Annotated in this window: 25 protein-coding genes; 4 read left to right on the forward strand and 21 right to left on the reverse strand. The window is 67.9% G+C overall.

Translation table 11 applies throughout. The features are described from left to right. Window positions 1–3 precede the first annotated feature (3 nt). Window positions 4–810, reverse strand: coding sequence for a WecB/TagA/CpsF family glycosyltransferase (locus tag AC1RLU_RS21900; protein WP_492798184.1), 807 nt, complete (start codon window positions 808–810; stop codon window positions 4–6). A 411-nt stretch (window positions 811–1,221) separates the two neighbouring features. Here AC1RLU_RS21900 and AC1RLU_RS21905 point away from each other — a divergent pair, with 411 nt between their 5' ends. From AC1RLU_RS21905 to hemA, 3 genes are all read left to right on the forward strand, one after another. Then, window positions 1,222–1,968, forward strand: coding sequence for an SDR family NAD(P)-dependent oxidoreductase (locus AC1RLU_RS21905; RefSeq protein ID WP_113584792.1), 747 nt, complete (start codon window positions 1,222–1,224; stop codon window positions 1,966–1,968). A gap of 92 nt (window positions 1,969–2,060) precedes the next feature. Continuing rightward, a complete protein-coding gene (locus tag AC1RLU_RS21910) occupies window positions 2,061–3,320 on the forward strand; it encodes an allantoate amidohydrolase (RefSeq protein ID WP_091857645.1) in 1,260 nt (419 codons plus the stop codon). Between the two features lie 81 nt (window positions 3,321–3,401). Then, window positions 3,402–4,613 carry a 5-aminolevulinate synthase gene (gene hemA, locus AC1RLU_RS21915; protein WP_492798187.1) on the forward strand — a complete coding sequence of 404 codons (1,212 nt, stop codon included), beginning with the start codon at window positions 3,402–3,404 and terminating at the stop codon, window positions 4,611–4,613. A 6-nt stretch (window positions 4,614–4,619) separates the two neighbouring features. On the opposite strand, the gene AC1RLU_RS21920 is transcribed toward hemA, so the two are convergent. The 7 genes from AC1RLU_RS21920 to rimP form a co-directional block, all read right to left on the reverse strand. Further along, window positions 4,620–5,081 carry a DUF3592 domain-containing protein gene (locus AC1RLU_RS21920; protein WP_492798188.1) on the reverse strand — a complete coding sequence of 154 codons (462 nt, stop codon included), beginning with the start codon at window positions 5,079–5,081 and terminating at the stop codon, window positions 4,620–4,622. A gap of 6 nt (window positions 5,082–5,087) precedes the next feature. Continuing rightward, window positions 5,088–6,035 (reverse strand): tRNA pseudouridine(55) synthase TruB, encoded by a 948-nt coding sequence (gene truB, locus AC1RLU_RS21925; RefSeq protein ID WP_061971110.1) that lies wholly within the window; start codon window positions 6,033–6,035, stop codon window positions 5,088–5,090. Next, the gene (rbfA, locus tag AC1RLU_RS21930; RefSeq protein WP_061971111.1) at window positions 6,025–6,483 is read right to left on the reverse strand and encodes a 30S ribosome-binding factor RbfA; all 459 of its coding nucleotides are present in this window, start codon (window positions 6,481–6,483) and stop codon (window positions 6,025–6,027) included. The genes truB and rbfA overlap by 11 nt, the downstream gene beginning before the upstream one ends. A gap of 154 nt (window positions 6,484–6,637) precedes the next feature. Further along, window positions 6,638–9,460, reverse strand: coding sequence for a translation initiation factor IF-2 (gene infB / locus AC1RLU_RS21935; protein WP_492798189.1), 2,823 nt, complete (start codon window positions 9,458–9,460; stop codon window positions 6,638–6,640). Continuing rightward, window positions 9,457–10,146: an RNA-binding protein gene (locus AC1RLU_RS21940; protein ID WP_274532900.1), complete on the reverse strand. Its 690-nt coding sequence runs from the start codon at window positions 10,144–10,146 to the stop codon at window positions 9,457–9,459. Before AC1RLU_RS21940 ends, infB begins: the two co-directional genes overlap by 4 nt. A gap of 14 nt (window positions 10,147–10,160) precedes the next feature. Beyond that, entirely contained in the window at window positions 10,161–11,753 is a 1,593-nt protein-coding gene (nusA, locus tag AC1RLU_RS21945) for a transcription termination factor NusA (protein WP_061971116.1), read from the reverse strand. Between the two features lie 5 nt (window positions 11,754–11,758). Further along, the gene (gene rimP, locus AC1RLU_RS21950; protein WP_492798190.1) at window positions 11,759–12,454 is read right to left on the reverse strand and encodes a ribosome maturation factor RimP; all 696 of its coding nucleotides are present in this window, start codon (window positions 12,452–12,454) and stop codon (window positions 11,759–11,761) included. 219 nt (window positions 12,455–12,673) lie between these two features. Between rimP and AC1RLU_RS21955 the strand changes: the two genes are divergently transcribed. Beyond that, window positions 12,674–13,762, forward strand: a complete 1,089-nt coding sequence (locus AC1RLU_RS21955) for a DUF2336 domain-containing protein (protein ID WP_492798191.1) — start codon at window positions 12,674–12,676, stop codon at window positions 13,760–13,762. Here AC1RLU_RS21955 and trmB read toward each other — a convergent pair. From trmB to AC1RLU_RS22020, 13 genes are all read right to left on the reverse strand, one after another. Next, window positions 13,737–14,432 (reverse strand): tRNA (guanine(46)-N(7))-methyltransferase TrmB, encoded by a 696-nt coding sequence (gene trmB / locus AC1RLU_RS21960; RefSeq protein ID WP_492798193.1) that lies wholly within the window; start codon window positions 14,430–14,432, stop codon window positions 13,737–13,739. The genes AC1RLU_RS21955 and trmB overlap by 26 nt on opposite strands. 161 nt (window positions 14,433–14,593) lie before the next feature. Further along, complete coding sequence (gene metK / locus AC1RLU_RS21965; RefSeq protein ID WP_091857656.1) at window positions 14,594–15,826, reverse strand: methionine adenosyltransferase; 1,233 nt, start codon at window positions 15,824–15,826, stop codon at window positions 14,594–14,596. 128 nt (window positions 15,827–15,954) lie between these two features. Further along, window positions 15,955–16,368: a helix-turn-helix domain-containing protein gene (locus AC1RLU_RS21970; RefSeq protein ID WP_061971122.1), complete on the reverse strand. Its 414-nt coding sequence runs from the start codon at window positions 16,366–16,368 to the stop codon at window positions 15,955–15,957. Between the two features lie 125 nt (window positions 16,369–16,493). Continuing rightward, the gene (lnt, locus tag AC1RLU_RS21975) at window positions 16,494–18,089 is read right to left on the reverse strand and encodes an apolipoprotein N-acyltransferase (RefSeq protein WP_492798194.1); all 1,596 of its coding nucleotides are present in this window, start codon (window positions 18,087–18,089) and stop codon (window positions 16,494–16,496) included. Continuing rightward, a complete protein-coding gene (locus AC1RLU_RS21980) occupies window positions 18,089–19,078 on the reverse strand; it encodes a hemolysin family protein (protein WP_061971125.1) in 990 nt (329 codons plus the stop codon). Before AC1RLU_RS21980 ends, lnt begins: the two co-directional genes overlap by 1 nt. An 11-nt stretch (window positions 19,079–19,089) precedes the next feature. Further along, window positions 19,090–19,662, reverse strand: a complete 573-nt coding sequence (gene ybeY / locus AC1RLU_RS21985; protein WP_492798196.1) for an rRNA maturation RNase YbeY — start codon at window positions 19,660–19,662, stop codon at window positions 19,090–19,092. Next, window positions 19,659–20,765: a PhoH family protein gene (locus AC1RLU_RS21990; RefSeq protein ID WP_091857694.1), complete on the reverse strand. Its 1,107-nt coding sequence runs from the start codon at window positions 20,763–20,765 to the stop codon at window positions 19,659–19,661. The genes ybeY and AC1RLU_RS21990 overlap by 4 nt, the downstream gene beginning before the upstream one ends. A gap of 255 nt (window positions 20,766–21,020) precedes the next feature. Beyond that, window positions 21,021–22,391 (reverse strand): tRNA (N6-isopentenyl adenosine(37)-C2)-methylthiotransferase MiaB, encoded by a 1,371-nt coding sequence (gene miaB / locus AC1RLU_RS21995; RefSeq protein WP_492798198.1) that lies wholly within the window; start codon window positions 22,389–22,391, stop codon window positions 21,021–21,023. Window positions 22,392–22,496: 105 nt separating this feature from the next. Further along, the gene (locus AC1RLU_RS22000) at window positions 22,497–23,297 is read right to left on the reverse strand and encodes a lysophospholipid acyltransferase family protein (RefSeq protein ID WP_492798200.1); all 801 of its coding nucleotides are present in this window, start codon (window positions 23,295–23,297) and stop codon (window positions 22,497–22,499) included. A gap of 84 nt (window positions 23,298–23,381) precedes the next feature. Then, the gene (locus AC1RLU_RS22005; protein ID WP_492798202.1) at window positions 23,382–23,861 is read right to left on the reverse strand and encodes a GNAT family N-acetyltransferase; all 480 of its coding nucleotides are present in this window, start codon (window positions 23,859–23,861) and stop codon (window positions 23,382–23,384) included. A gap of 71 nt (window positions 23,862–23,932) precedes the next feature. After that, window positions 23,933–24,619, reverse strand: coding sequence for a tRNA (adenosine(37)-N6)-threonylcarbamoyltransferase complex dimerization subunit type 1 TsaB (gene tsaB, locus AC1RLU_RS22010; protein WP_091857695.1), 687 nt, complete (start codon window positions 24,617–24,619; stop codon window positions 23,933–23,935). Window positions 24,620–24,674: 55 nt separating this feature from the next. Then, entirely contained in the window at window positions 24,675–25,235 is a 561-nt protein-coding gene (locus AC1RLU_RS22015; protein WP_142114178.1) for a NifU family protein, read from the reverse strand. Window positions 25,236–25,336: 101 nt separating this feature from the next. Continuing rightward, complete coding sequence (locus AC1RLU_RS22020) at window positions 25,337–25,831, reverse strand: universal stress protein (protein WP_061971136.1); 495 nt, start codon at window positions 25,829–25,831, stop codon at window positions 25,337–25,339. Window positions 25,832–25,835 lie beyond the last annotated feature (4 nt).

Consider the following 25,835-nt stretch of genomic DNA (forward strand, 5'->3'; position numbering starts at 1 on the left):
GACTCACCCGCTCCGTCGGCCCCCCACGGCATATTGCCGGGCCATGCGCAGGAGGAAAGCGGGATTTCCGAGAACGTAGCGGCGCCAGAGCCGGCGCGGCTCGAGCCAGAGCCGGTAGATCCATTCGAGTCTGATCTGGCGCATCAGCTCGGGCGCACGTGGCACTTCGTCGGCGAAGAAGTCGAACAGCGCCCCGACGGCGGCCGCGACCGAGCCATGCTGCGGCCCGAGCTTGTCGGCGATGAAGCGCTCCTGCAGCGGATTGCCCATGGCCACCAGCAGCAGGTCCGGACGCTCGACCTTCAGCTTGCCGAGAAGCACGATTTCCTCGTCGGCGGTGAAATAGCCGTGCGAGACGACGCTGAAGCGATGTGCCGGATAGCGCTGCGCCAGATTGGCGACCGCGCGGTCGGCGACGCCCGGTCGGCCGCCGAGCAGGGCGACCCGCATCGGCCGCTCGGAGCGGGCGAAGAGCGTGGGGAAGAAATCCGTGCCGTTGAGATTGGCCGGGAAGGCCTTGCCGTAGAGCATCCAGCTGCCGAGATCGACGCCGATGCCATCGGCCAGCACGAGGAAGGTCGAGAGGCTGCGCTGCAGAGCGGCATTGTCGGCCGCGACATTCACCAGATTGGCGTTGCAGAAGGCGAGCTTCATGTGGCCGCCTGTCAGCACCGCGTCGGTGACCTCGGCGATCGCCGCCTCACGCTCCATCACGGCGATGCCGATCCCGCCGATATCGCGCTTGGCATAGCCCGGTCGCTTTCGGCTTCCGGCTTCGCGAGCGATCGTGATGGAGGCGGTTGCGGACACGGTGCTCTCGATCAGGGGCGCAGCGGCCCATTGCGAACATCACGATGTCTTGGCCGTTCCGGGCCTCGGGTCAAGGCAAAGCCGGCTGAAAGGTGAACGGCTTCTTCCCGCGATCCGCGAAGGCGCGTTAATGGCAATCCTCTTGCAGCAACAAGGCCTTGTACCGAACCGGAACGATAACCGGGGCCACGCCGCCGCACCCCTCCGGGTGCCGTGCCGCCCCGAAACAGAGCCCGGCCCGGCTGCCCCGATCCGGCACGCGGCGAAGACCCTCGGCTCTGATCTTTTTGCGATCATCCTTAACGAAATGCATAGCGGCCCTGCGCATTTCACCGAAGCGGCGATGCCCTCTGGCCGGTGCCAATCCGGCCGGCTAGGGTGATTCGCATAAGACGTTCGGGAGGGCTGGGCATGAACCAAATCGATTTAAAGAAGCGCGTCGCCATCGTGACCGGCGGGGCGCAAGGTATCGGCCGCGCCGTCGCCGAACGTTTTGCCCAGAGCGGCGCGACCGTCGCGATCTGGGATGTGGATGCCGCGCTCGCAGCCAAGGCCGCGGCCGAGATCGGCCATGGCGCGATCGGCGTCGGCGTGGACGTGACCGATGCGGCTGCCGTCCAGAAGGCGAGCGACGCGCTGGAGGCCCAGCATGGCAGCATCGACATCCTCGTCACCAGCGCCGGCATCGCCGGACCCAATCACAAGACCTGGGAATATCCGCTGGAGGACTGGGCCAAGGTCATGAAGCTCAATGTCGACGGCACGCTGCATTGCTGCCGGTCGGTGATCCCAGGCATGGTCAAGCGCAATTACGGGCGCATCGTCCTGGTCGCCTCGATCGCCGGCAAGGAGGGCAATCCCAATGCCTCCGCCTATTCCGCCTCGAAGGCGGCGGTGATCGCGCTGACGAAGTCGCTCGGCAAGGAGCTCGCCGACAAGGACATCGCCGTGAACTGCATCACGCCGGCGGCGGCGCGCACCCGCATCTTCGACCAGATGAGCGAGGAGCATATCGGCTACATGCTGGCGAAGATTCCGCGCGGACGCTTCCTGCTGCCGGACGAGGTGGCCTCCATGGTCGCCTTCCTGGCCTCGGCCGAGAACAGCTTCACCACGGCCGGCGTGTTCGACCTCTCGGGCGGCCGCGCGACGTACTGACGGGGCGAGCGCGGCGGATCATGCCGCCGGGGAGAAGCTGCTTAGCGAAATTGCCGGTCGCGGTTTTCGAAACCCTGATCTAGCTTGGCGGCATGACGCAGACGCTCCCCTCCGCCGCCGTCCTCGGCGCCCGCGCCTTCGCGGCGCTGGCCGGTCTCAACCGCTTCAGCGACGAGCCCGGCAAGTTGACGCGGCTCTATCTCTCGCCTGCGCACAAGCAGGCGGCGGAGTGGGTCAAGGGCGCGATGGAGGTGGCGGGGCTCAGCGCCTTCATCGATGCCGCGGGCTCGGTGCAGGGACGGCGCGAAGGCACCGTGCCGGGCGCGCCTGCCGTGCTGATCGGCTCGCATATCGACACGGTCAAGGATGGCGGACGCTTCGACGGCAATCTCGGCGTCGTCGCGGGCATCCTGGCAGCGCAGGCTTTGCGCGACGCCGGGATCAGCCTACCCTTCCCGCTCGAGGTGGTCGGCTTCGGCGACGAGGAAAACGTCAGGTTTCCGACGCATCTCTCGACCTCGGAAGCGCTGGCGGGTGCCTATAATCCGGCCTGGCTGGAAGCGCGCGACAGCGAAGGGGTCAAGCTCGGCGATGCGCTCGTCGCCTTCGGCGGCAATCCGGCAGGGATCGCAGCGCTCGCGCGCAAGCCCGGCTCGATCCAGGCCTATCTCGAAGTCCATATCGAGCAGGGGCCGGTGCTGGAGGCGGAGAACGAGCCGGTCGGCATCGTCACCGCCATCAATGCCCAGAGCCGGGCACAGGTGCGCGTCACCGGCGTGGCGGGCCATGCCGGCACCGTGCCGATGGCGCTGCGCAAGGATGCGCTGACCGCCGCCGCCGAGATGGCGCTGGCACTCGAGCAGATCGCGGCTGCGCACGAGCTCGCCGTCGGCACCGTCGGCGTGTTCAGGCCTGACCCCGGCGCGACCAATGTCGTTCCCGGCTCGGCAGAATTCACCATCGATTTTCGCGCCCCGAAGGATGCGACCCTTGCGGCGATGGATGCGGAGATCCGCAAACGCTTCGGCGAAATCGCACAGCGGCGCGGTGTCGGGCTGGAGATCATCCCCTATGCCAGGGCTGCGGCCGTGCCGATGGAGCCCAGGCTGCAGGATGCGCTCGCCGCCGGCATCGCCCGGTGCGGCAGCAACCTCGCCGGCCGCCGCCTGCCGTCCGGCGCCGGGCATGACGCGATGGCGATCGCGGCGGTCGCGCCCGTCGCCATGCTCTTCGTGCGCAATGAAAAGGGCATCAGCCATTCGCCCCTGGAGAACATGACCGAGGCCGATGCCGGCATCGCCATCCGCGTCCTCATCGAAACGATTCTGGAGCTGGCCGAACAGGCGAAGTAGAACAATTCCAGCCGCGACACCGCGCACCATTCCGAAGGCCGTCCGAAAGGCCTAGGAAAAGCGCGCCGCAGGAGGCTGGCCATGGATTTCGAGAATTTCTTCCGCCGTGAACTCGACGGATTGCGCGGCGAGGGCCGCTACCGCGTCTTTGCCGACCTGGAACGCCAGGCAGGCCGCTTCCCGATCGCGACCTATCATGGCGAGAGCGGCCCGCGCGAGGTCACCGTCTGGTGCTCGAACGACTATCTCGGCATGGGCCAGCATCCCAAGGTGCTCGCCGCGATGCATCAGGCGCTCGACGGCAGTGGCGCCGGCGCCGGCGGCACCCGCAATATCGGCGGCACCAACCATTACCATGTCCTGCTGGAGCGCGAGCTCGCCGATCTGCACGGCAAGGAAGCCGCGCTGATCTTCAATTCCGGCTATGTCTCGAACTGGGCCTCGCTCTCGACGCTGGCCGCGCGCATCCCCGGCTGCATCGTGCTGACCGACGGGCTGAACCATGCCTCGATGATCGAGGGTATCCGTCATTCGCGCGCCGAGAAGCACATCTTCGCCCATAACGACCCGGCCGACCTGCGCCGCAAGCTCGCGGCGCTCGATCCCGCCCGGCCGAAGCTGATCGCCTTCGAGTCGATCTACTCGATGGATGGCGACATCGCGCCGGTCCGCGAGTTCTGCGACATCGCCGACGAGTTCGGCGCGATGACCTATATCGACGAGGTCCATGCCGTCGGCCTTTACGGCGCGCGCGGCGGCGGCATTTCGGAGCGCGAGGGCCTGACCGACCGGCTCACCCTGATCCAGGGCACCCTTGCGAAATCCTATGGCGTGATCGGCGGCTACATCACCGGCTCGGCCGCGCTCTGCGACTTCATCCGCAGCTTCGCCTCCGGCTTCATCTTCTCCAGCTCGCTGCCGCCGGCCGTGGCGGCCGGTGCCATCGCCGCGATCCGGCATCTCAAGGAAAGCTCCGCGGAGCGCGAGCGCCAGCAGGACCGCGTCGCGGCGCTGCGCCGCAAGCTCGACCGGGCCGGCATCCCGCATCTCGCCAATCCCAGCCATATCGTGCCGGTGATGGTCGGCGAGGCGAAGGCCTGCAAGGCGATCAGCGACGAATTGCTCGATCGTTTCGACATCTATGTCCAGCCGATCAACTACCCGACCGTGCCGCGCGGCACGGAGCGTCTGCGGATCACGCCGTCGCCGTTCCATTCCGACGCCGATATCGACACGCTGGTGGCGGCGCTCAGTGCGATCTGGGCGCGCGACGGGCTGAAGCGGGCGGCCTGAGGCTTTTCAGCCCCGCTTCGCCACGATCATCAGGACAGCCGAAAGCAGCGCGAAGACCGTCGCCAGTCCACCGAGGATCAGGGTTCCCATCCACAGGGACAGGAAGCCCTCGATCTCGGCCTTTTCCGGGGTCGCAGCGTCATAGAGGACGGTCACCCGGTCGCCCCTGCTATAGGCCGGCGGGCTCGTGCCCCATGAGGTCACGAAGGTGACGGACCGTCCCTGCGCCGTTTGAAAGCTCACGACCGGCCGATAGGTGGAATCCCCGCCGCCGTGCCGCAGTTCGACCACGGTCCCGGCGGCGCGGTCGGCACGCGCCAGCAGCTTCTGGTTGTGGCTGTAGATGAAGTAGCAGACCGTCGTGAGGATGACGGCGACAATGCCGAAAACGCAGCCGATGCGCCAGAACAGGAGCCGGCCATCCTGGGCCGGGCCCCCGAACTGCTGCTTCCTGCGGCTTTCGCCCATCCGCCCTCAGAGATTGAAGACGCGGTGGGGGACGAACTCGCCGTTCTGGACCGAGCCCGTCGACACCAGCGTGCCCGCGCAGGTGGCGTAGGCGGCCTCCAGCTCGATCGGGGCGCCGGCGCCACGCAGCAGGGCGCTCTGGCCGCGCTTGAGGCGGGCGGCGGCATCACGGTGGAGCACGATCTCGGGGATCAGCGTCAGAGCCGCCTTGACCGGCTGCAGGGCCGAGAGCGCGCTCTCAGGGCTCTCGCGCAGGGTCTCGACGCTTGCGGCCTCAGCCACCGTGAACGGCCCGACGCGGGTGCGGCGCAGATGCGCGACATGGCCGAGGCAGCCGAGCGCGAGGCCGAGATCGCGGGCGATGGCGCGGACATAGGTGCCCTTGCCGCATTCGGCCTCGAAGGTCGTGGTGGCGCCGTCATGGCTGACGATGGTGAGCGCGTCGATCTCGACGGGCCGCGCCTGCAATTCGACCTCCTCGCCATCGCGGGCGAGATCGTAGGCGCGCTCGCCGGCGATCTTGATCGCCGAGAACTTGGGCGGCGTCTGCAGGATCGTGCCGGTGAAGCGGGGCAGCAGGGCTGTGATCGCGGCTTCGTCGGGGCGCTTGTCCGAGGTCGCGATGACGCTGCCCTCGGTATCGTCGGTATTGGTCTGAGAGCCCCAGGCGACGGTGAACTGGTAGGCCTTGCGGCCGTCCATGACGAAGGGAACGGTCTTGGTCGCCTCGCCCAATGCGATCGGCAGCAGGCCCGAGGCCAGCGGATCGAGCGTGCCGGCATGGCCCGCCTTCTTGGCGCCGAAAGCGCGCTTCACGACGCTGACCGCATGGGTCGAGGTCATGCCGATCGGCTTGTCGAGGATGACCCAGCCATGGACGTCGCGCTTCTTCGGGCGCGGCGCCGGGGTGGCTTCCTGGTCCGGGACGGTTTCGGATGGATTCTCAGCGGTCATCGTCACGGCGGTCTTCTTCGGGAGCCTGGTCTTCGTGGTCCTGGTCGATCCTGAGGCGCTCGACCTGCGTATCGCGGCGCACCTCGTCGGTATCGAGCAGCGCGTCGATGCGCTCGGCCTCGGCGAAGCTCTCATCGGCACGGAAGCGGATATCCGGCGCGTATTTCAGGTTTACGCGATGCGCGATCTCACCGCGCATATAGCGCTTGTTGGCTTCGAGCGCCTTGAGCACCGGCTTAATATCCTGCCCGCCGAGCGGCATGATGTAGGCCGTCGCGAGCTTGAGATCCGGCGAGAGGCGCACCTCCGGCACGGTGATGACGTGCTTTGCCAGCACATCGTCATGGATGTCGCCGCGCGCCAGCATCTCGGCGAGCGCGTGGCGGATCAGTTCGCCGACGCGCAACTGCCGCTGGGAAGGACCGGTGGGTTTCGCAGGTTTTGCCATGGTTCTCGTTTCTCCGGGATCGGACCGGATCAAACGTCACGGCGGGACAGAGCCCGCCGTCTCAGGAAGATAAGGCGCTGGACGCGCTCTTCTCGTCACGAGATGGCCGGGCTTGCAACCCGGCCATGACGCGCTGTTTCAGGAAGCGCGGCCTTTAGAGGCTGCGCTTGATCTCTTCGACGCGATAGCACTCGATCACGTCGCCGGCACGCATGTCCTGATAGTTCTCGAAGGACATGCCGCATTCCTGGCCGGCCACGACTTCCTTGGCATCGTCCTTGAAGCGCTTGAGCTGGCCGAGCTTGCCCTCGTGAACCACGACGTTGTCGCGGATCAGGCGGACATTGGCGCCGCGCTCGATCGTGCCGTCGGTGACGCGGCAGCCGGCGATCTTGCCGACCTTCGAGACGTTGAAGATCTCGAGGATCGTCGCGTTGCCGAGCATGGTCTCGCGCAAGGTCGGCGCCAGCAGGCCCGACATCGCGTCCTTCACGTCATCCATGAGGTTATAGATGATGTTGTAGTAGCGGATCTCGACGCCGGCCCGGTCGGCCGCCTCGCGCGCTTCCTTGTGGGCGCGCACGTTGAAGCCGACGACCACCGCGCCCGAAGCCTGGGCGAGCGTGACATCCGACTCGGTGATGGCACCGACGCCCGACGAGAGCACGCGGGCGCGAACCTCTTCGTTGCCGACCTTTTCAAGAGCGCCGACGATGGCCTCGACGGAACCCTGCACGTCGCCCTTGACGACGAGCGGGAATTCCTTGCGGCCGGCGCCTTCCTTGAGTTCGCGCATCATCTCGGCGAGCGAGCGGCCGGCGCCCGAGGCCGCGCCGCGGGCGGCGAGGCGGTCGCGACGCTGACGCTCGCGGTAATCGGTGATCTCGCGGGCACGGGCCTCGGACTCGACGACCGCGACGCGATCACCGGCCTCGGGCGTGCCGTTGAAGCCGAGAACCTCGACCGGCATGGAGGGCGGAGCCTCCTTCACCTGCGCGCCGGTATCGGCGATCAGGGCGCGGACACGGCCCCATTCGGCGCCGGCCACGATGATGTCGCCGGTGCGCAGGGTGCCGCGCTGGACGAGCACGGTGGCGACCGGGCCGCGGCCACGATCGAGCTTGGCCTCGATGACCGTACCTTCGGCCGCGCGATCGGGATTGGCCTTGAGATCGAGCAGCTCGGCCTGAAGCGAGATCGCTTCCAGCAGCTTGTCGAGGTTGTGACCGGTCTTGGCGGAGACCTCGACTTCCAGCGTCTCGCCGCCGAGCGTCTCGACCTGGATCTCGTATTGCAGCAACTCGGCGCGCACGCGATCCGGGTTGGAATCGGCCTTGTCGACCTTGTTGATCGCGACGATCAGCGGCACACCGGCCGCCTTGGCATGATGGATCGCCTCGGCCGTCTGCGGCATGACGCCGTCATCGGCGGCCACGACCAGCACGACGACGTCCGTCACCTTGGCGCCACGGGCGCGCATCGCCGTGAAGGCGGCGTGGCCGGGGGTATCGATGAAGGTCACCTGGGTGCCGAGCGGGGTCGTCACCTGATAGGCGCCGATATGCTGGGTGATGCCGCCGGCTTCGCCGGTGACGACCTTGGTCTTGCGGATAGCGTCGAGCAGCGAGGTCTTGCCGTGGTCGACATGGCCCATGATCGTCACGACCGCCGGGCGGGAGGCCAGGGTCTCGTCGGTATCCGGCGTGTCGAACAGGCCTTCCTCGACGTCGGATTCGGCGACGCGCTTGACGGTGTGGCCCATTTCCTCGGCGATGAGCTGGGCGGTGTCGGCATCGATCACGTCGGTGATCTTGTGCATCGCGCCCTGCTTCATCAGCAGGCGGATGACGTCGACGCCGCGTTCCGTCATGCGGTTCGCGAGTTCCTGGATGGTGATCGTCTCGGGGATGATCACCTCGCGCATCACGCGCTCTTTCTGGACATCGGAAGCCCGATGGCCGGTCATGCGCTGCACGCGCCGGCGGAACGAGGCGACCGAACGTGTCCGCTCGTCCTCGCTCCCGGTTGCGGTCGAGAGCGTCAGGCGGCCGCGCGGCTTGTCATTCGTGGTCTTCGGCGTCTTGGGCGCGGCGGGAGCCGGGCCACGGCCGGCGCCGGCGCTCAGGCCGGGGCGGCGGAACGCAGCCTTGACGTCGACATCATCCGAGCGGTTGCGGGTCGTGTTGGCCGAAGGCGCCTGGCGCACCGGCCGGGCGATCGCGGGCTCGGACGGGGCCGTCGTGTCGATGCGGGGCGTGCGCGGCGCATCGGAACGCGGCGGGCGGCTGTCGAGCCGCGGCGGGCGCGCACCGGTATCGCGCACCGGCGGACGCGAGGTGAACTCGCGCGGACCTGAGGGAGCCGGACGGCCGAAATACTGGGTCGGCTGCGGCGCAGGCGCCTGGGACGCAGGCGCATCCTCACGGGCTGGCGGCGGCGGCGAAGCCGGACGGGCGGGCTGGTCGTCGCGCTGACGCGCGGCGGTTTCGACCCGGCGCTTCTGGTCGTCTTCCTGACGGCGACGCTCTTCCTCCTGGCGCTGACGCGCGGCGGCGGCTTCACGCTCCTGGCGCTCGCGTTCGGCGGCGGCGGCACGCTGGCGCGCCTCGTCCTCGGCGATGCGGCGGGCCTCGGCCTCGCTGCTGCGGGCCTCCGAAAGGGCGCGCTGACGGGCGTCCTTCTCCTCATCGGAGAGGGTGCGCAGCAGCATGCTGCTGGCCGGGCGCTGGGGCGGCTGCGGAGCGGCCGGGCGGGGCGGGGCCGCCTGGGGAGCCGGGGCCTGGGGCGCACGCGGCGCGACCGGCTCCTTGACCTCGTGCCCGGCGGCGCGGCGCTTCACCTCGACGACGACCTGCTTCGTACGCCCATGCGAGAAGCTCTGGCGAACAGTGCTCTGCTCGACAGGCCGCTTCAGCGACAGGGTCTTGGGCGGGTTGACGGTCAGCGTCTTGTCGCCCGGGGTCTTGGTATCGGTCATTCCGCGTTCGGTCCTGCCGGTTCGGTCGTGTCTTCGGTATCGTTCTGGTCGGATGCGGCGGCATCGTCCGTCCGGTAGCGGACGAGCCGACGCCAGCGGGAGAGGACGCCCTCGGCCGCTGGTCCCGGAGCAAGGGCGGCATGTATCACATGTGCCCGCCCCAACGCCAATTCCAAATCCGCCGCCGTGAAAATAGCGACGACGGGCAGTTCACGGGCCTTGAGCCCTTCGGCTTCACGGGCCACCCCGATCCGCCTGATGGCCTGGCCGATCTTGCGCTTGCCGTCATCGGCCCCATCGCTGGCCGCGATGACGCCGATACAACGGCCCGAGCCGATCAGGGCCTCGACCTTGGCGAAGCCCGCGATCACGAGCCCCGCCTTGTTGGCCATCGACAGCGCCTGGAGCGCATCGCGCAGCATCAGCGCATCGATCATCTCCGCAAGGTCGGCGGGAACCGCGACCTTCGCCTTGAGCGAGCGCTCGAAGGCCTTGCGCTTGATCGCCTCGGTGACCGTCTTGCGGCTGAGGCTGGCCCAGACGCCACGTCCGGGCAGTTTCCGCCGCAAATCCGGCACCAAAGTGCCGTCCGGCCCGGCAACGAAGCGGATCAGATCGTCAGGCGCCTTCACCGCACGGGTGACCACGCAACTCCGTTCCGATTCCTTCTGCGCCGCCGCTTTCACTACGCGGGCTCCGCTCAGGCCTCGGCCGCCTCGTCGGCTTCCGCCTCAGGCTCCTCGGCCGGCGCCTCGATCCAGCCGGCGTGGATACGCGCGGCCATGATGATCGCTTCCGCCTCCTGGCGCGACAGGTCGAACCCATCGAGATAGCCGGCGTGGCGGGTGGTCTCGCCATCCTTGCGCTCGGTCCAGCCGACGAGATCGTCGGTGGCGCAACCCGCGAGATCCTCGACGCTCTTCACGTCGTTCTCGCCGAGCGCGACCATCATGGATGTGGTGACGCCCTCGACCTCGCGCAAGGCGTCCTCGACGCCGAGCGCCCGGCGCTTCTCGTCGAACTCTGCCTCGACCGCGGCGAGATGCTCCTGGGCGCGGCTCTGAATCTCGCCGGCGGTGTCCTCGTCGAAGCCCTCGATCGAGGCGAGCTCGGAGAGGTCGACATAGGCGACCTCCTCGACATTGCGGAAGCCTTCCGAGGCCAGGAGCTGGCCGACCGTCTCGTCGACGTTCAGCGCGTTCATGAACAGGTCGGTGCGCTGCACGAATTCCTTCTGGCGGCGCTCCGATTCCTCGGCTTCGGTCAGGATGTCGATGTCCCAGCCGGTGAGCTGCGAAGCGAGGCGGACGTTCTGGCCGCGGCGGCCGATGGCGAGCGAGAGCTGCTCGTCGGGCACCACGACCTCGATCTTGTCGGCTTCCTCGTCGAGCACGACCTTGGCGACTTCCGCCGGCTGCAGGGCGTTCACGACGAAGGTCGCGACATCCGGCGACCACGGGATGATGTCGATCTTCTCGCCCTGCAATTCGCCGACGACGGCTTGCACGCGCGAGCCGCGCATGCCGACGCAGGCGCCGACCGGGTCGATCGAGGAATCGCGGCTGATGACGGCGATCTTGGCGCGCGAGCCAGGGTCGCGGGCGACAGCTTTGACTTCGACAATCCCGTCATAGATCTCGGGGACTTCCTGGCCGAACAGCTTGGCCATGAACTGCGGATGGGTGCGCGACAGGAAAATCTGGGGGCCACGCGGCTCGCGGCGCACGTCGTAGACATAGGCCCGGGCCCGGTCGCCGACCTTGAAGGTCTCGCGCGGGATCATCTCGTCGCGGCGGATGATGGCTTCGCCACGGCCGAGATCGACGAAGACATTGCCGTATTCGACGCGCTTGACCGCGCCGTTGACGATTTCGCCGATGCGATCCTTGTACTCGTCGTACTGGCGGTCCCGCTCGGCTTCGCGGACCTTCTGGACGATGACCTGCTTGGCCGACTGGGCGGCGATGCGGCCGAAATCGAAGGGCGGCAGCGGATCGGCGATGACGTCGCCGGCCTGGGCCGCCGGATTATGGCGCTTGGCCTCGTCGACCGTGATCTCGATCGCCGGGTTCTCGACGAGGTCGACGACCTGGAGATGGCGGGCGAGGCGCAGTTCGCCGGTCTTGGTGTTGATCTCGGCATGGACGTCGGTCTCGGCGCCGTAGCGCGAGCGGGCGGCCTTGGCGATGGCGTCTTGCATGGCGTCGACGACGATCTGGCGGTCGATCGACTTCTCGCGGGCGACCGCGTCGGCGATCTGCAGCAGTTCGAGCCGGTTGGCGCTGACGACCATGACGCTCACTCCTCTTCGTTATTGTCTGGCGGGGCCGTCTCGCCGGCCTTCGTCGGCCGCGGTCCCAGCGATTTCCCTCGGCCCTTCCTAGGGCTGGCGATCTCTTCGGCGGCCGGCATCTCCGGCGGCAGGCCGGACTTGCCGCGGCGCAGCGATTCGGTGACGAGCGCGTCGGTCAGGACGAGGCGGGCCTCGGCGATCGCCCGCATCGGAATCGCGACGTCACGCTCTTCCTCGCTCCTGGCGTCGTCGCGCGTCAGCAGCGCGTCCTGGCCCGCGACACCGCGCAGGATACCACGGAAGCGCTTGCGCCCGGCGACCAGCTCGCTCGTATCGATCTTGGCGAGATGGCCGGCCCAGCGCTCGAAATCGCTGGCGCGCACCAGCGGCCGGTCGATGCCCGGCGACGAGACCTCGAGATGATAGGCCGCCTGAATGGGGTCGTCGACATCGAGCGCCGGCGACACCGCCTGGCTGATCGCCTCGCAGCCCTCGACATTCATTGTGCCGTCCGGCCGTTCGGCCATGATCTGCACGGTGCAGCCATTCTGGGCGCTGACGCGCACACGCACCAGCCGGTAGCCGAGATCGACGATCGCCGGTTCGATGATCACGGCGACACGCGCCGCGACGCCACCCTCGACGACGAGGCGGGGTTCCTGATCGGGTGCCGTTGTCGGCTCGTGGGTGGGTTCACTCATGGCCCGGACCGTTCCGTCTGCCTCCGGCGGGTCGCGGCCAATAAAAAAGAGCGGGCCGGTGGGCCCGCTCTTGATCATCGGCGTTAACCGATACCAGAGCTGTTGCCCGCTATTTAGTCCGCATCGCCCCGATATGCAAGCTCGGTTACGGCGGCGCTAACCCGATGGTCATCCTTCGCATGCCAGACTGCATGACGGGATAGCGGTTGAGGATCAGGTATGAGTGCGGTCGGCTCGCTGCTGCGAGATCTCGAATCCACGATGCTGCGCGGCTCGAACGAAGAGCGCGCCGACGTCCTGTCGCGGCTGACGGATCTGTTCCTGGCCACGGCCGTCCATATGGACGAGGAGCAGGTCGGCGTCTTCGACGTCGTAATCGGGCGGCTGTCGCGCGCCATCGAACTGCGTGCCCGCGTCGAACTGTCGGAGCGGCTCGCGCCGGTGCCGAATGCGCCGAGCGGCATCGTGCGCCAGCTCGCCCTCGACGAGATCGCCGTGGCGCGCGCCGTGCTGGTGCAGTCGCCGCGCCTGAACGACCAGGATCTCGTGGCGATCTCCGCCGCCAAGGGGCGCGACCATATGCTCGCGATCACCGAACGGCCCGAACTCGGCGAGCCCGTCACCGATTTCCTGATCCTGCGCGGCGGGCGCGTCGTCACCCATGCGGTCGCGGCCAACCAGACCGCGCGTTTCTCCCGCCACGGCATGGGCGTGCTGGTGATGCGGGCGGCGCAAGACGATGCGCTCCAGCATACGCTGGGCTTGAGGCGCGACATTCCGGCGGAACTCGTCGACCAGCTCATGACTGCCGCCAAGAACTCCGCCCGGCGCCGGCTCAGCGAGAGCCTCGAACCCGTGCTGGCGGGCGAGGTCGACGGCGCGGTCGAACGCGGAGCGGACGCGATCGCCGCCGGAGGCCAGATGCCCGGCGAGCTCGGTGCCATCAGCGCCGCCCTCGTCGAAATCCGCGAACTGAACGAAGCCGGCCTGCTCGACGAGGCCAAGGTCCGTGACTACGCCCGCGACGGCGCGGCCGAACATGCGATCTGCGGCGTCGCCGTGCTGGCGCAGCTCGGCCTGCCGGCGAGCGAGCAGATCATTCTCGGCAGCGACCGCGAAGCGGTGCTGCTGGTGGCGCGCGCGCTCGGCTGGTCGTGGGAGACCACAGCGGCGCTGATCTCGCTGCGCAAGGATTTCGGCAAGTCACAGGCCTCCGTCGACCGCGCCCGCGAAAGCTTCCGCAACCTCGCCCAGGGGACCGCCCAGCGCGTGCTCGGCTTCCTCAGGATGCGCGACGCAAAGCCGTGAGATAGCTGGAGATGCGCCCCTCGCGGACCGCCTTCGCCTCGTAGCGGGTGCGAATCCAGCCGGGATAGGGCGTGCGCCAGTCGCCCGGCCGCTCGTCGGTCCAGTCGAAATCGGGCGAGGCCATCAGGCGCGACAGCGTCCAGCCGATATAGTCGTCGATATCGCTGGCGAAGCGGAAGCGCCCGCCGGCCTTGAGCGCGCGGGCGAACAGGCCGAGCGTATGCTCGGAGACGAAGCGGCGCTTGCGCTGGCGGCGCTTGGGCCAGGGATCGGGATAGAGCAGATCGATCGCATCGAGGCTGCCGGCCGGGAAGCGCGGCAGCAGAAGGGCGGCATCGTCGTCCCAGACGCGGATATTGGTCAGCCCCTCGCGCTCGGCGAAGGCCAGGAACTTGGCCATGCCGTTGATGAAGGGCTCGACGCCGATGAAGCCGATCTGCGGGCTCTCGCGCATCCGCATCAAGAGATGCTCGCCGCCACCGAAGCCGATCTCCAGCCGGACCGCCTCGACAGCTTGCGGGAACAGCGCCTTGAGATCGGCGATCTCGCCTTCCGGCAGGCGCAGGCGCGGCAGCGTGTGCTCGATCAGATGGCTCTGGCCGTCGCGCAGGGCCTTGCCCTTGCGGCGACCATAGAAGGCGCGGTCGTCATGATCGGGGTCGTGGGTCATGATCGTATTCGTATCGCTTTGTCCGATAGAGCGTCGTCATTCCGGGCGCAGCGCAGTGGAGATCCGGAACGACGGCGGTGTTTCAGCGACCTGATCCATCAAGTCAAAGAAAAAAGGCCGGGTGAACCCCGGCCTTTCCATTCATGACCCGACGGTCAGTCTCAGGCGACGGCCTTCTTCAGCGCGTCGACGAGATCGGTCTTCTCCCAGGAGAAGGAGCCGTCGCGGCCGGCCTTGCGGCCGAAATGGCCATAGGCCGAGGTCTTGGCATAGATCGGCTTGTTGAGACCGAGATGGTTGCGGATGCCGTTCGGCGAGAGATCGACCAGCTTGCCGAGGACCTCCTCGAGCTTGGCCTCGTCGACCTTGCCGGTGCCGTGCAGGTCGACATAGATCGACAGCGGCTTGGCGACGCCGATGGCGTAGGAGAGCTGGATCGTGGCGCGATCGGCGAGCTTGGCCGCGACCACGTTCTTGGCGAGATAGCGCGCCGCATAGGCCGCCGAGCGGTCGACCTTGGTCGGGTCCTTGCCCGAGAAGGCGCCGCCGCCATGGGGAGCAGCACCACCATAGGTGTCGACGATGATCTTGCGGCCGGTCAGGCCGGCGTCGCCGTCCGGGCCACCGATCACGAACTTCCCGGTCGGATTGATGTGCCAGACCGTGTCCTTGGAAATCCAGCCATCCGGCAGCGCCTGGCGGATATAGGGCTCGACGATCTTGCGGACGTCGGCGGAGGTCAGCGACTCGTCGAGATGCTGGGTCGAGAGCACGATCTGGGTGACGCCGACCGGCTTGCCGTTCTCGTACTTGACCGTGACCTGGCTCTTGGCGTCGGGGCCGAGCTTGGCGGCCGCGCCCTCGCCCTTCTTGCGGGCGAGCGTCAGCGTCTCGAGGATCTTGTGGGCGTAATAGATCGGGGCGGGCAGCAGCTCGGGCGTCTCGCGGCTGGCATAGCCGAACATGATGCCCTGGTCGCCGGCGCCGACATCCTTGTTGCCGGCCTCATCGACGCCCACGGCGATATCCGCGGATTGCGGATGCAGCAGCACGTCGATCTTGCACTTCTTCCAGTGGAAGCCGTCCTGCTCGTAGCCGATCGCCTTGATCGCCTTGCGCGCGGCCGACTTGACCTTGCTCTTCATCGCCTTCTCGTCGAGCGAGGTACGAACCTCGCCGGCGATGACGACGCGGTTGGTGGTCGCCAGCGTCTCGCAGGCGACGCGGACCTTGCTCGCATCCATGCCGGCCTTGGCCGCTTCCTTGAAGAACAGATCGACGATCTCATCGGAGATGCGGTCGCAGACCTTGTCGGGATGCCCCTCCGAGACGGACTCGCTGGTGAACAGGTAATTCTGGCGTGACACGGTCGGCGCTTCCCTGAATCGGCACATGGAAAAGGCCGGCGCGGCGGCGCCAGCCCGACGAGGACCCGTCATTACAGCGGACGCGTTCGTCGTCAAGCGGAAAAGTCCGCTTATCGGGAGGATCGTTCGTCACATCGAACGAAACGAGGACGATATCACGCCTTTCCGGCGTCTTCCTCCGCGAGCGCCTCGACGAGATCGATGATGCGCCGGCGAACCCGGCCGCTCTTGATCTGCGTGAAGGCCTTGGTGAGCTGCACGCCCTCGCTGGTCGCCAGAAACTCGGAAATATAGGTCGTCGCGGCGGAATCGGCGAAGCCGGGCTCCGGCAGGTCGCCGGTCGGAGCGCCATCGAAGAAGAAGGCCACCGGCACATCCAGCATCTTGGCGATCTGCTGGAGGCGGCTCGCGCTGATGCGATTGGAGCCCTTCTCGTATTTCTGCACCTGCTGGAAGGTCAGCCCGAGTGCATCGCCCAGCTTCTCCTGGCTGACGCCCGCGAGCATCCGACGCATGCGGACGCGGCTGCCGACATGCTTGTCGATCGGATTGGGGACCTTCTTGATCATGATTCACCCTGCTTAGGCATCAGTGTCATGACCAGGAGCCGCCATCCTGGTCGGCGCGGTAGCCGTCCTTTATTATAGGCGCCGCAGCTAATCCACCCTTTGCCGCGAAAAAGTTCCAATCGGGATTAATTCCGGGCCCGAAACCGGGAAAAAGCGAGAAAAAGCAGCAGCAATCCCGCGAAGGCGATATCCCCCGCCCTGGCGTAAAGCGTGACGGGGCCGCTGCGCGGCAGGCTCGAGTCCAGCACGCCCTCGACGCCCAGCGGCAGGCTCGCCACGGTGCGGCCGTAGGGATCGACCACCGCGGAAATCCCGGTATTGGCAACGCGCACCAGCGGCAGGCCTTCCTCGATGCTGCGCAGACGCGCCTGCGCGAAATGCTGGTAAGGGCCGCTGGTCTGGCCGAACCAGCCGTCATTGGTCAGGTTCAGGAAGAAGCCGGCCCGCGGGCCGCGGGCGGCGACGTCGCCCGGAAACACCGCCTCGTAGCAGATCAGCGGCGCCGCCGTCGGCAACCCCTTGATCGCGAGCGGCATCCGCGCGCTGCCCGAAGCGAAGCCGCCGGGAATCGAAACGAACTCGGAGAGACCGACCCGGCGGATCAGCGTCTCCAGGAACGGCGGCAGGTATTCGCCGAAGGGGACGAGATGGACCTTGTCGTAGCTGGCGACGATGACGCCCTCGTCATTGACCACCTGGATCGCGTTGTAGATCGGCGGCCGGCTCTCGCCGGGTAGCGTCTCGCCGGCGCGCGCCGCACCGGTGATCAGCGTCACGTCCGGCGGCAGGACCGCGCCGATGCGCGACAGGGCGCCGGGCGTGCGGCCGAGCAGGAAGGGAAAGGCCGATTCCGGCCAGATCAGGTGCGTGACGCTCTGGAGGCCCGGCGTGGTCGGGCTGGTGGCCCGATCGCTCAGCTCCAGATAGCGTTCGAGGATCGCCGCGCCGTTATTGCCGTTGAACTTGGCATCCTGCGGCAGGTTGGGCTGCATCAGCCTGAGCTTCACCCCTGCCACGAGCGGCGACGGGCCGGACGGCAGGCGCCAGTATCCGAAGGCGAAGAGGCCGGCCAAGGCCACCGCCGCCAGCAGCAGAGGCAGGTTGCGCCCCGCCGGCGTCCGGGCCGTTCCGAGCACGGCCGGGGCCGCGCCGATCGCCACCGCGAACAGGGTCAGGCCGTAGAGCCCCACCAGCGAGGCGGCCTGCGCGAGATGGATCTCGCCTGCCAGCATCATGCCGTAGAGGTTCCAGGGAAAGCCGGTCAGGACATGGCCGCGCAGCCATTCGCTGATGCCGAGCATGGCCGCGAGCACGAGGATGCGCCCGGCGCCCCTGGGCCAGGCCAGCCGCGCCAGGCCGAAGGCGCAGGCCGGGAAGAGCGCGAGGAAAGCGGGCAGGGCAACGACGCCGAGCGGCATCGCCCAGGCAAACTTGTCGGCCTCGACGAGAAAGGCGGCGCCGAGCCACCACAGGCCGGCGAGGAAGAAGCCGAAGCCCCACCACCAGCCGACCGAGAAAGCGGCCCGGAAGCGGCGCCAGGCGCTGGTGCCCACTGCGCCGTCGATCAGCCAGACCGCGATGGTCATCGGCACGACGACGAGTGGCCAGAGGTCGAGCGGCGGCAAGGCAAGCGCGCCGCTCGCCCCGGCGATGAGCGCGACCAGGCGCTTCCGCCAGCCCCAGCCCAGGATGACGGCCTCCGCTGCCCCCGACAGCCCCATCAGCCCGGCTCCATCGCCGGTTCCTCCGTGGCGGGCTCGCCGTGACAATGGATGGTCAGGCGCTTCACGCGGCGCTGGTCCGAATCGAGGATCTCGAAGCTGAGGCCATCCGGCCCCTTCACCATCTCTCCAAGGGTCGGCACGCGGCCTGCCAGCGTGACGATCAACCCGCCGAGCGTATCGATGTCATCCGCCACTTCGTTGCCGGAGAGGTCCACGCCGGTCGCTTCCTTGAGCTCGGCGAGGGTCGCGCGCGCATCCGCCGTGAAGCGGTTCTCGCCGGCGGGCACGATCGGGGTCTCCTCGAGATCATGCTCATCCTCGATATCGCCGACGACGATCTCGATCAGGTCCTCGATCGAGACGAGGCCGTCGGTGCCACCATATTCGTCGATGACCAGCGCGATATGGGTGCGGGTCGACTGCATGCGGACGAGCAGGTCGACCGCCGGCATCGAGGGCGGAACATAGAGGACGGGGCGCAGCAGCTTCGTCTCGGACAGGCGCGTCGAGAGGTCGACAGCCGAGAGCGTATGCGGAATGGCGAGCTTGCCGTTCTCTTCCGGCGGCCGGTTCTCCCCGGGCCGTGCCTTCTCGGCGATGTATTCGAGGAAGTCACGGATATGGACCATGCCGCGGGGATCATCGAGCGTGTCGTCGAAGACCGGCAGGCGCGAATGGCCGGCGGTGCGGAAATGCGCGAGCAGCTCGTCCAGCGTCGCATCCGCCGGGACGGCGACGATATCGGCGCGCGGGATCATCACGTCGTCGACGCGGCGCTCGCGCAGGCTCAGCACATTGGTGAGCATCGCGCGTTCCTGGGCGGAGAGATCGGCGAGCTCACCATTCTCCTCGGCCAGGGCCTCGACGATTTCCTCGCGGGCGGTACCGCCGCCGCGCAGGCCGAGCCGATCGAGGAATTGTCCGAGCCAATGGCCGAGGCCACGGCCGGCGGTTTCGTTCTGGGATTGTCGACTGTCGTCGCTCATGATCGTGGGGCTTACGGGGAAGAAGGGCTAAGCGCCGTGACGAGTTCGGCACCGGCATAGGGATCGGACACGCCGAGACGAGCAAGCGCCGCGATTTCGAGCGCTTCCATGCGGCGCGCCTCGGCCTCGGTCTCATGATCCTCGCCGAGGAGATGGAGCAGGCCGTGGATGGCGAGGTGGCGCAGATGGTCGCTCACGCTCTTGGATTCGGCCTCGGCCTCGCGCAGCACGGTCTCATAGGCGATGACGATGTCGCCGAGCAGCGGGCTCTGCGCGATGCGCTCCGGCGGAGCGGTCGGGAAGGAGAGCACGTTCGTCGCCTTGTCGAAGCCGCGCCAGTCGCGGTTGACGGTGCGAATGCGCCTGTCGTCGGTGAGCAGCAGGCTGAGCTCGGCGCCGGGCATGGGCTTGCGCGGCGCGACCGCGATGCCGGCGTCGAGCGCCTCGTTCAGCAATGCACGCAGGCTCGCCAGCTTGCCCAGCTCATGCCAGCGGCGCGACTGCGCCCTGAGGTCGAGATGGATTTCCGGAGACGTCTTCTCGGGTGGCGGCGCCAGGCGCCGCCCGCGAGGTCGATCGTTCATCGCGGCCGCTCCCGCGCCAACATCCGCTTCAGCCCTTCGCTGTCGCCTTCCCGGTTGAGATCCGGGGGCACATCGGGATTGCGCAAGCGCTCCTCCCGTTCCTCGCGCTCATGGCGCGCTGCGCTCTCATAGGCCATGACGATGCGTCGCACCAGATCATGCCGGACGACATCGCCCTCCTCGAAGCGGGCATAGCCCACGCCCTCGACATCCTTGAGCAGCTTCACCGCTTCGTTCAGGCCGGAACGCTGGCCCGGCGGCAGGTCGATCTGCGAGGGATCGCCGGTGATGATCATGCGCGAGCCCTCGCCCAGGCGGGTGAGGAACATCTTCATCTGCATCGAGGTGGTGTTCTGCGCCTCGTCGAGCAGCACGACCGCATTGGTCAGGGTGCGGCCGCGCATGAAGGCGAGCGGCGCGATCTCGATCATGCCGGTCTGCAGGCCGCGCTCGACATGGCGTGCCTCCATGAAGTCGTTGAGGGCGTCGTAGATCGGGCGCAGATAGGGATCGACCTTCTCGCGCATGTCGCCGGGCAGGAAGCCGAGCCGCTCGCCGGCCTCCACCGCCGGGCGCGACAGGATCATGCGCTCGACCACGCCCTGCTCGATCAGAGAGACGGCATGGCCAACGGCGAGCCAGGTCTTGCCGGTGCCGGCCGGGCCTTCGGCGAGGACGAGCTCATGGCGCTTGAGCTGGCGCAGATAGGCGTCCTGCGCGGCATTGCGCGCCCTGACAGGTCCGCGCTTGCGCGTCACGACCGCGTCGAAGGAGGTCTTGCCGGCATCGGCCGTCGGGAAGAGCGAGCGCTGGACGTTGCTTTCCTCGATCGCGCCGTCGACCTCGCCGAGGGTGACGGGCGCGCCGGCCTTGGCACGGGCATAGAGCGTCTTCAGCACGCGCCCGGCCTGCTCGGCCGTCTCGCGCGGGCCCTTGACGGTGACGTGGTTGCCGTTCGGACTGACCACGACACCGAGGCGGCGCTCGAGATGGGCGAGGTTCTGGTCGTATTGACCGAAGACCAGGCTGGCCAGGCCGTTGTCGTCGAAGGAGAGCACGACCTCCGTCGCCGCCAGCCCGTCACGGCCCGCGCTTTCGCGCACACCGCCCTCGGGGCGGGCTGGCGCGAGATCGCGCCGCGGGTTCCGGTCGGGTCTTTGCGTCGTCGAATCAGCCTGTGCCAAATGCGTCGCCTCGCTTCAGGCCGGGGTGGCGGAGGATGGTCCGGCCCCGGTACCTATTCCAGACGGGCAGGAGCGCCCGGCCGGGTCGTCTCGCAGCATAACCGGACGCAACAATTTCAGCCTGATGACAGGCCACCGCCCATCCCTGGCAAATGGTGACGAGGCGGGGCGCGCTCAAGCGGCCAGACCCTTCCCACTGGCGTCGCCAGGCTCCACCAGCCGGCCGAACAGGGAATTGGTGCTCGTCCTCTCGATCATCACGCGCACGATATCGCCGATCTGATTCGTTTCGCTCCCGATCTGCACAGCCTGCAGATAGGGCGACTTGCCGGCAAGCTGTCCGGGATACCGCCCCGCTCTTTCCAGGAGCACATCCACAGTCCGTCCGACCATGGCGGCGTTGAAGGCCTGCCGGTGATGCTCGATGCGCGCCTGCAGGCGGTAGAGCCGCTCGTTCATCAGTTCGCGCGGAACCTGCGCCGTGAGCTCGGCCGCCGGCGTGCCGGGGCGCGGCGAATAGTTGAAGGAATAGCTGGACGCGAAGCCGATCTCGTCGACGAGGCGGATCGTCTCCTCGAAATCGGCATCGGTCTCGCCGGGGAAGCCGACGATGAAATCCGAGGACAAGGCGATGTCGGGCCGAGCCTCGCGGATGCGCTCGATCAGGCGGCGATACTCGTCGCCGGTATGCTTGCGGTTCATCGCGGCGAGGATGCGGTCCGAGCCCGCCTGCACCGGCAGATGCAGGAAGGGCATCACCTGCGGCAGGTCGCGATGCGCGGCGATGAGGTCGCTGTCCATATCTCTGGGGTGGCTGGTTGTATAACGGATGCGGGCGATGCCCGGCACCGCGGCGACGCGGTGCATCAGGCGCGCCAGGCTCCAGACGGCGCCGTCCGGCCCCTCGCCGTGATAGGCGTTGACGTTCTGGCCGATCAGGGTGACGTCGCGCACGCCGGCCTCGGCCAAGCGCTCGACCTCGGCCATGATCTGCGCGACGGGACGCGAGAACTCGGCGCCGCGCGTATAGGGCACGACGCAGAAGGCGCAGAACTTGTCGCAGCCCTCCTGCACCGTAACGAAGGCCGAGACGCCGCGCGCCAGAATCGCCTGCCGCTTCGGCGCCGGGAGGAAGCCGAACTTGTCCTCGGCCGGCAGATCAGTGTCGACGACGCGGCGCTTGCCGGCCTCGGCCAGAAGCTCGGGCAGGCGGTGATAGGCCTGCGGCCCGACCACGAGATCGACCGCGGGCTGGCGGCGCTGGATCTCGCCGCCCTCGGCCTGGGCGACGCAGCCGGCGACGACGATCTTCGTCTCCTGGCCCTCAGTGCCTTGCGCCTTCTTGATGTCGCGCAGCTTGCCGAGCTCGGTATAGACCTTCTGCACCGCCCGGTCGCGGATATGGCAGGTGTTGAGCAGGATCAGGTCCGCGCCCTCCGGCGTCGCCGTCTCCTCATAGCCCTGATGGCTCAGGATATCGGCCATGCGCTGCCCGTCATAGACGTTCATCTGGCAGCCGAAGGACTTGATATGGACTTTCTTCATCGCCGCGGATCGGGTCTCCAAAGCGCATCCTTTACTGCGGATCGGGCGCCTTGGGAACGGCCGCAGGATGCAAACGGATGGGAAGCAAGCAGCGGACCAGCAGCTTCAGGCTTCCGGGCGACCGGTGACGGCCCGGCGACGGGCCTTGCGGACCGAGGCTTCGGCCAGTCGCGTCGCCTCCTTGCGGGAGGTCGCACGGCCCATCACGATCGGATCGCCCCAGACAAGTTCGACATCGATCGCGCCGCATTCCAGCACATGCTTCAGATGCGGCCAGAGCTCAGTATCGCCGTACCAGGCGAGCGCGGCGCGGCCGACGCGGCCGCCCGGCAGGTTCTGCCAGCCGGTATAGGTGAGGGTCAGCGGATAGACTGTCACATCCGCCGTGGCGTCGCCCATCGCCTGATGCGCGGCGCCGAGCAGGGAGGAGCGGAAGGGCAGGATGCGCGTGCCGTCGCCGGTCGTACCCTCGGCAAAGAGCACGACCTCCTCGCCGCCGGCGATGCGTGCGCCCATCGTGGCGGCCATGCCGGCGGTCGCACTACGGCGCTGCCGGTCGATGTAGAGGGTGCGCTGGAGATTGGCGAGGAAGCCGACCACCGGCCATTGGCCGACCTCGCTCTTGGCGACGAAGGCGAGTTCCCGTTCGGCACCGATCACGCCGATATCGAGCCAGGAGACGTGGTTGGACACGATCAGCGCACCGGTTCCGGCCGGCGGCGGCGCACCGCGTACCTGCCGCCGCACGCCAAGGCACCAGCAGGTCAGGCGATGGAAGCGCAGCGGCAAAGCGCCTCGCCGCGACGGTGCGACACGCATGACGACGAGCTGGGCGAGGACAAGCCCGAGCGTGCCGGTACACAGCATCGCCAATCGGGCGAGCGCACCGATGCGGAGGCCGTTCATGCGCAGGCGGGTCCGGTCATCGGCGGAACGGGCAATCCCATCGGGAGGTCGAGATGCCGTCAATGGCGCGATTGCGCCGGCTTGTCACGCAAGATCGAGCCGCATCGCTATCGCGGTGGCGCGGGAGCCGTCCGGCTTGGGGTAGTAACCCTTGCGCCGCCCGACCTCGCGAAAGCCGAAATGGCGATAGAGCCGTTCGGCCGGAAGATTGCCATCCTCGACCTCGAGGAAGACATGGGCCACGCCCTCTTCGGCCAGCCGGGCGAGATGCGACGCCAGCAGCGCGCGGCCGAAACCGTCGCGGCGGCGTGCAGGAGCAACCACGATGCTGAGGATTTCCGCCTCGTCGGCGGCCTTGCGCGAGATGACGAAACCCTCTGGATGCCTGCTGCCGCCGCTGAAGACGCCGTCAGTCGACACCGCCGAATCGGCAATCAGCGCCGCACATTCGGCCGGCTCCCAGCCACGGGCGAAACCGCCCTGATGGTGCAAGGTCGCGACATCACGGGCGCGGCCGGCATCGAGCCGCATCGTGCGCAGCGGAGCCGAATCAGGGTGAAGCAATCTGCGTAGCCAATCCATGCCGCCTGTTCGCACAGACTGACGCCGCGGCAACCACCATTTGGGGGATGCGCTCACCGGCGCGGCAGGCGGGCTTTGTCCTGCGGCGTCGTCTCCGGCGCCTTCAGGTAGAGGGGCCGCGGCGGCGCGCTGTCGGGATCGGCGATGAAGCCGAGCCGGGCGACCCAGGCGATGTCGGGCGCCCTGGCATCGTCGATGACCAGCGCATCGAGGCCGATCGCCCAGGCTTCGTTGGCGACGGCGAGCGCCGAGGAGCCGACGAGGCTGACCGGCCCGGCGCCGATGGCGCGGGCCGCGTCGCGGTAGCTGACCTGCCGGAGCGAGACCAGGGGCTTGCCCTCCGCCGTCAGGGCCTGGAACCAGACCTGCCCGTGCCTGGCATCGAGCGCGGCGGCAATGACGCGGCCCGATTCGCGCCCGATCAGGGGCGCGGCGCAAGCCGCGACGGTGGTGACGCCGACGGCGGGAATTCCGGCCGCAAAAGCGATGGCGCGCGCCGCGCTGACACCGACGCGCAGGCCGGTATAGCTGCCGGGACCGACGGTCACGGCGACGCGCGAGAGCGAACCGAAGCCGCCCTCGACATCCTTCATGACACGCTCGACAAGCGGCATCAGCGCTTCGGCATGACCGCGTTCCATGGCGATCTGCTCGATCGCCAGGGGCTTCACCATGTCGGCCGTATCCAGCACGCAGGCCGAGCAGGCGCCTAGCGCGGTATCGATCGCGAGAATGCGCATCAGGATGTCATTCCGCGACAGGCCACGCTCATCGTCACCAGCAATCCCGTTCCGCTCAGACGGCTTCGACTTCGCGCACATCCGGCAGGAAGTGGCGCAGCAGGTTCTGGATGCCGTGCTTCAGCGTCGCGGTCGAAGAGGGGCAGCCCGAGCAGGAGCCCTTCATCGCGAGATAGACCGTGCCGTCGCGATAGCCGCGGAAGGTGATGTCGCCGCCGTCGCCGGCGACCGCCGGGCGGATGCGGGTTTCGAGCAGGTCCTTGATCGTCTCGACGGTCTCAGCATCGGCGGGGTCGAAGAACTCGCCCTCCTCGATCACATCCGCTGCCGAGCCGGCTGCGAGGACCGGGGCGCCCGACATGAAATGCTCCATGATGGCGCCGAGGATCGCCGGCTTCAGATGCGGCCATTCGCCGTCCGACTTGGTGACGGTGATGAAATCGGAGCCGAGGAAGACGCCGGAAACGCCGGTGACGCCGAACAGGCGCTGCGCCAGCGGCGAACGCTCGGCGTCAGTGAGATCGCGCAGATCGAGCGTGCCGTCGGGCATGACGGCGCGGCCGGGAAGAAACTTCAGGGTTGCCGGATTCGGCGTGGCTTCGGTCTGGATGAACATGGATACCTCCGGTACCGGCGATTCAAGGTCGCCGTTCCTGGCTCCGATATAGGCCGCCGGCTGGAATCATTCCAGCGGCATGGAATCACAGTCGCACGCCTTCAAGCGAGGGCGTCGATCTCCTCGTCCTCAAGATGGCCCGGCACGATGGCGACGGGGATCGGGAAGCTCGCCGAGGATTTGCCGGCGAGCGCGCTGACGAGCGGGCCCGGCCCCTTGCTACTCGTGCCGGCCGCCAGCACGAGCAACGAGATATCCTCGTCCTCCTCGATCAGCTTGACCAGTTCGTCGGCCTTGTTGCCGATGCGCACGACCTTCTCGGGTTCGAGTCCCGCAAGGGTCCGTACGGCCGCGGCGGCCGTCTCCAGTCGCTTCTCGGCTTCGGCCTCGGCTTCGGCCTGCATGACCTCACCGACGCCGAGCCAGGTCTCGTGCTCGGGCGGTGTGGCGACGCCGAGCAGGACGATCGCCGCGCCGACACGGGCGCAGCGGCGCGCGGCGAAGCGAATCGCCTTGCCGCATTCCTCGCTGCCATCGACCACGGCGAGGAATTTCGGGCGATGGCCCGTCTCGTAGGACCGCCGTCTCTTGACCATGAAC

This window comes from Allobosea sp. GW822-FHT05A11, assembly GCF_058800455.1.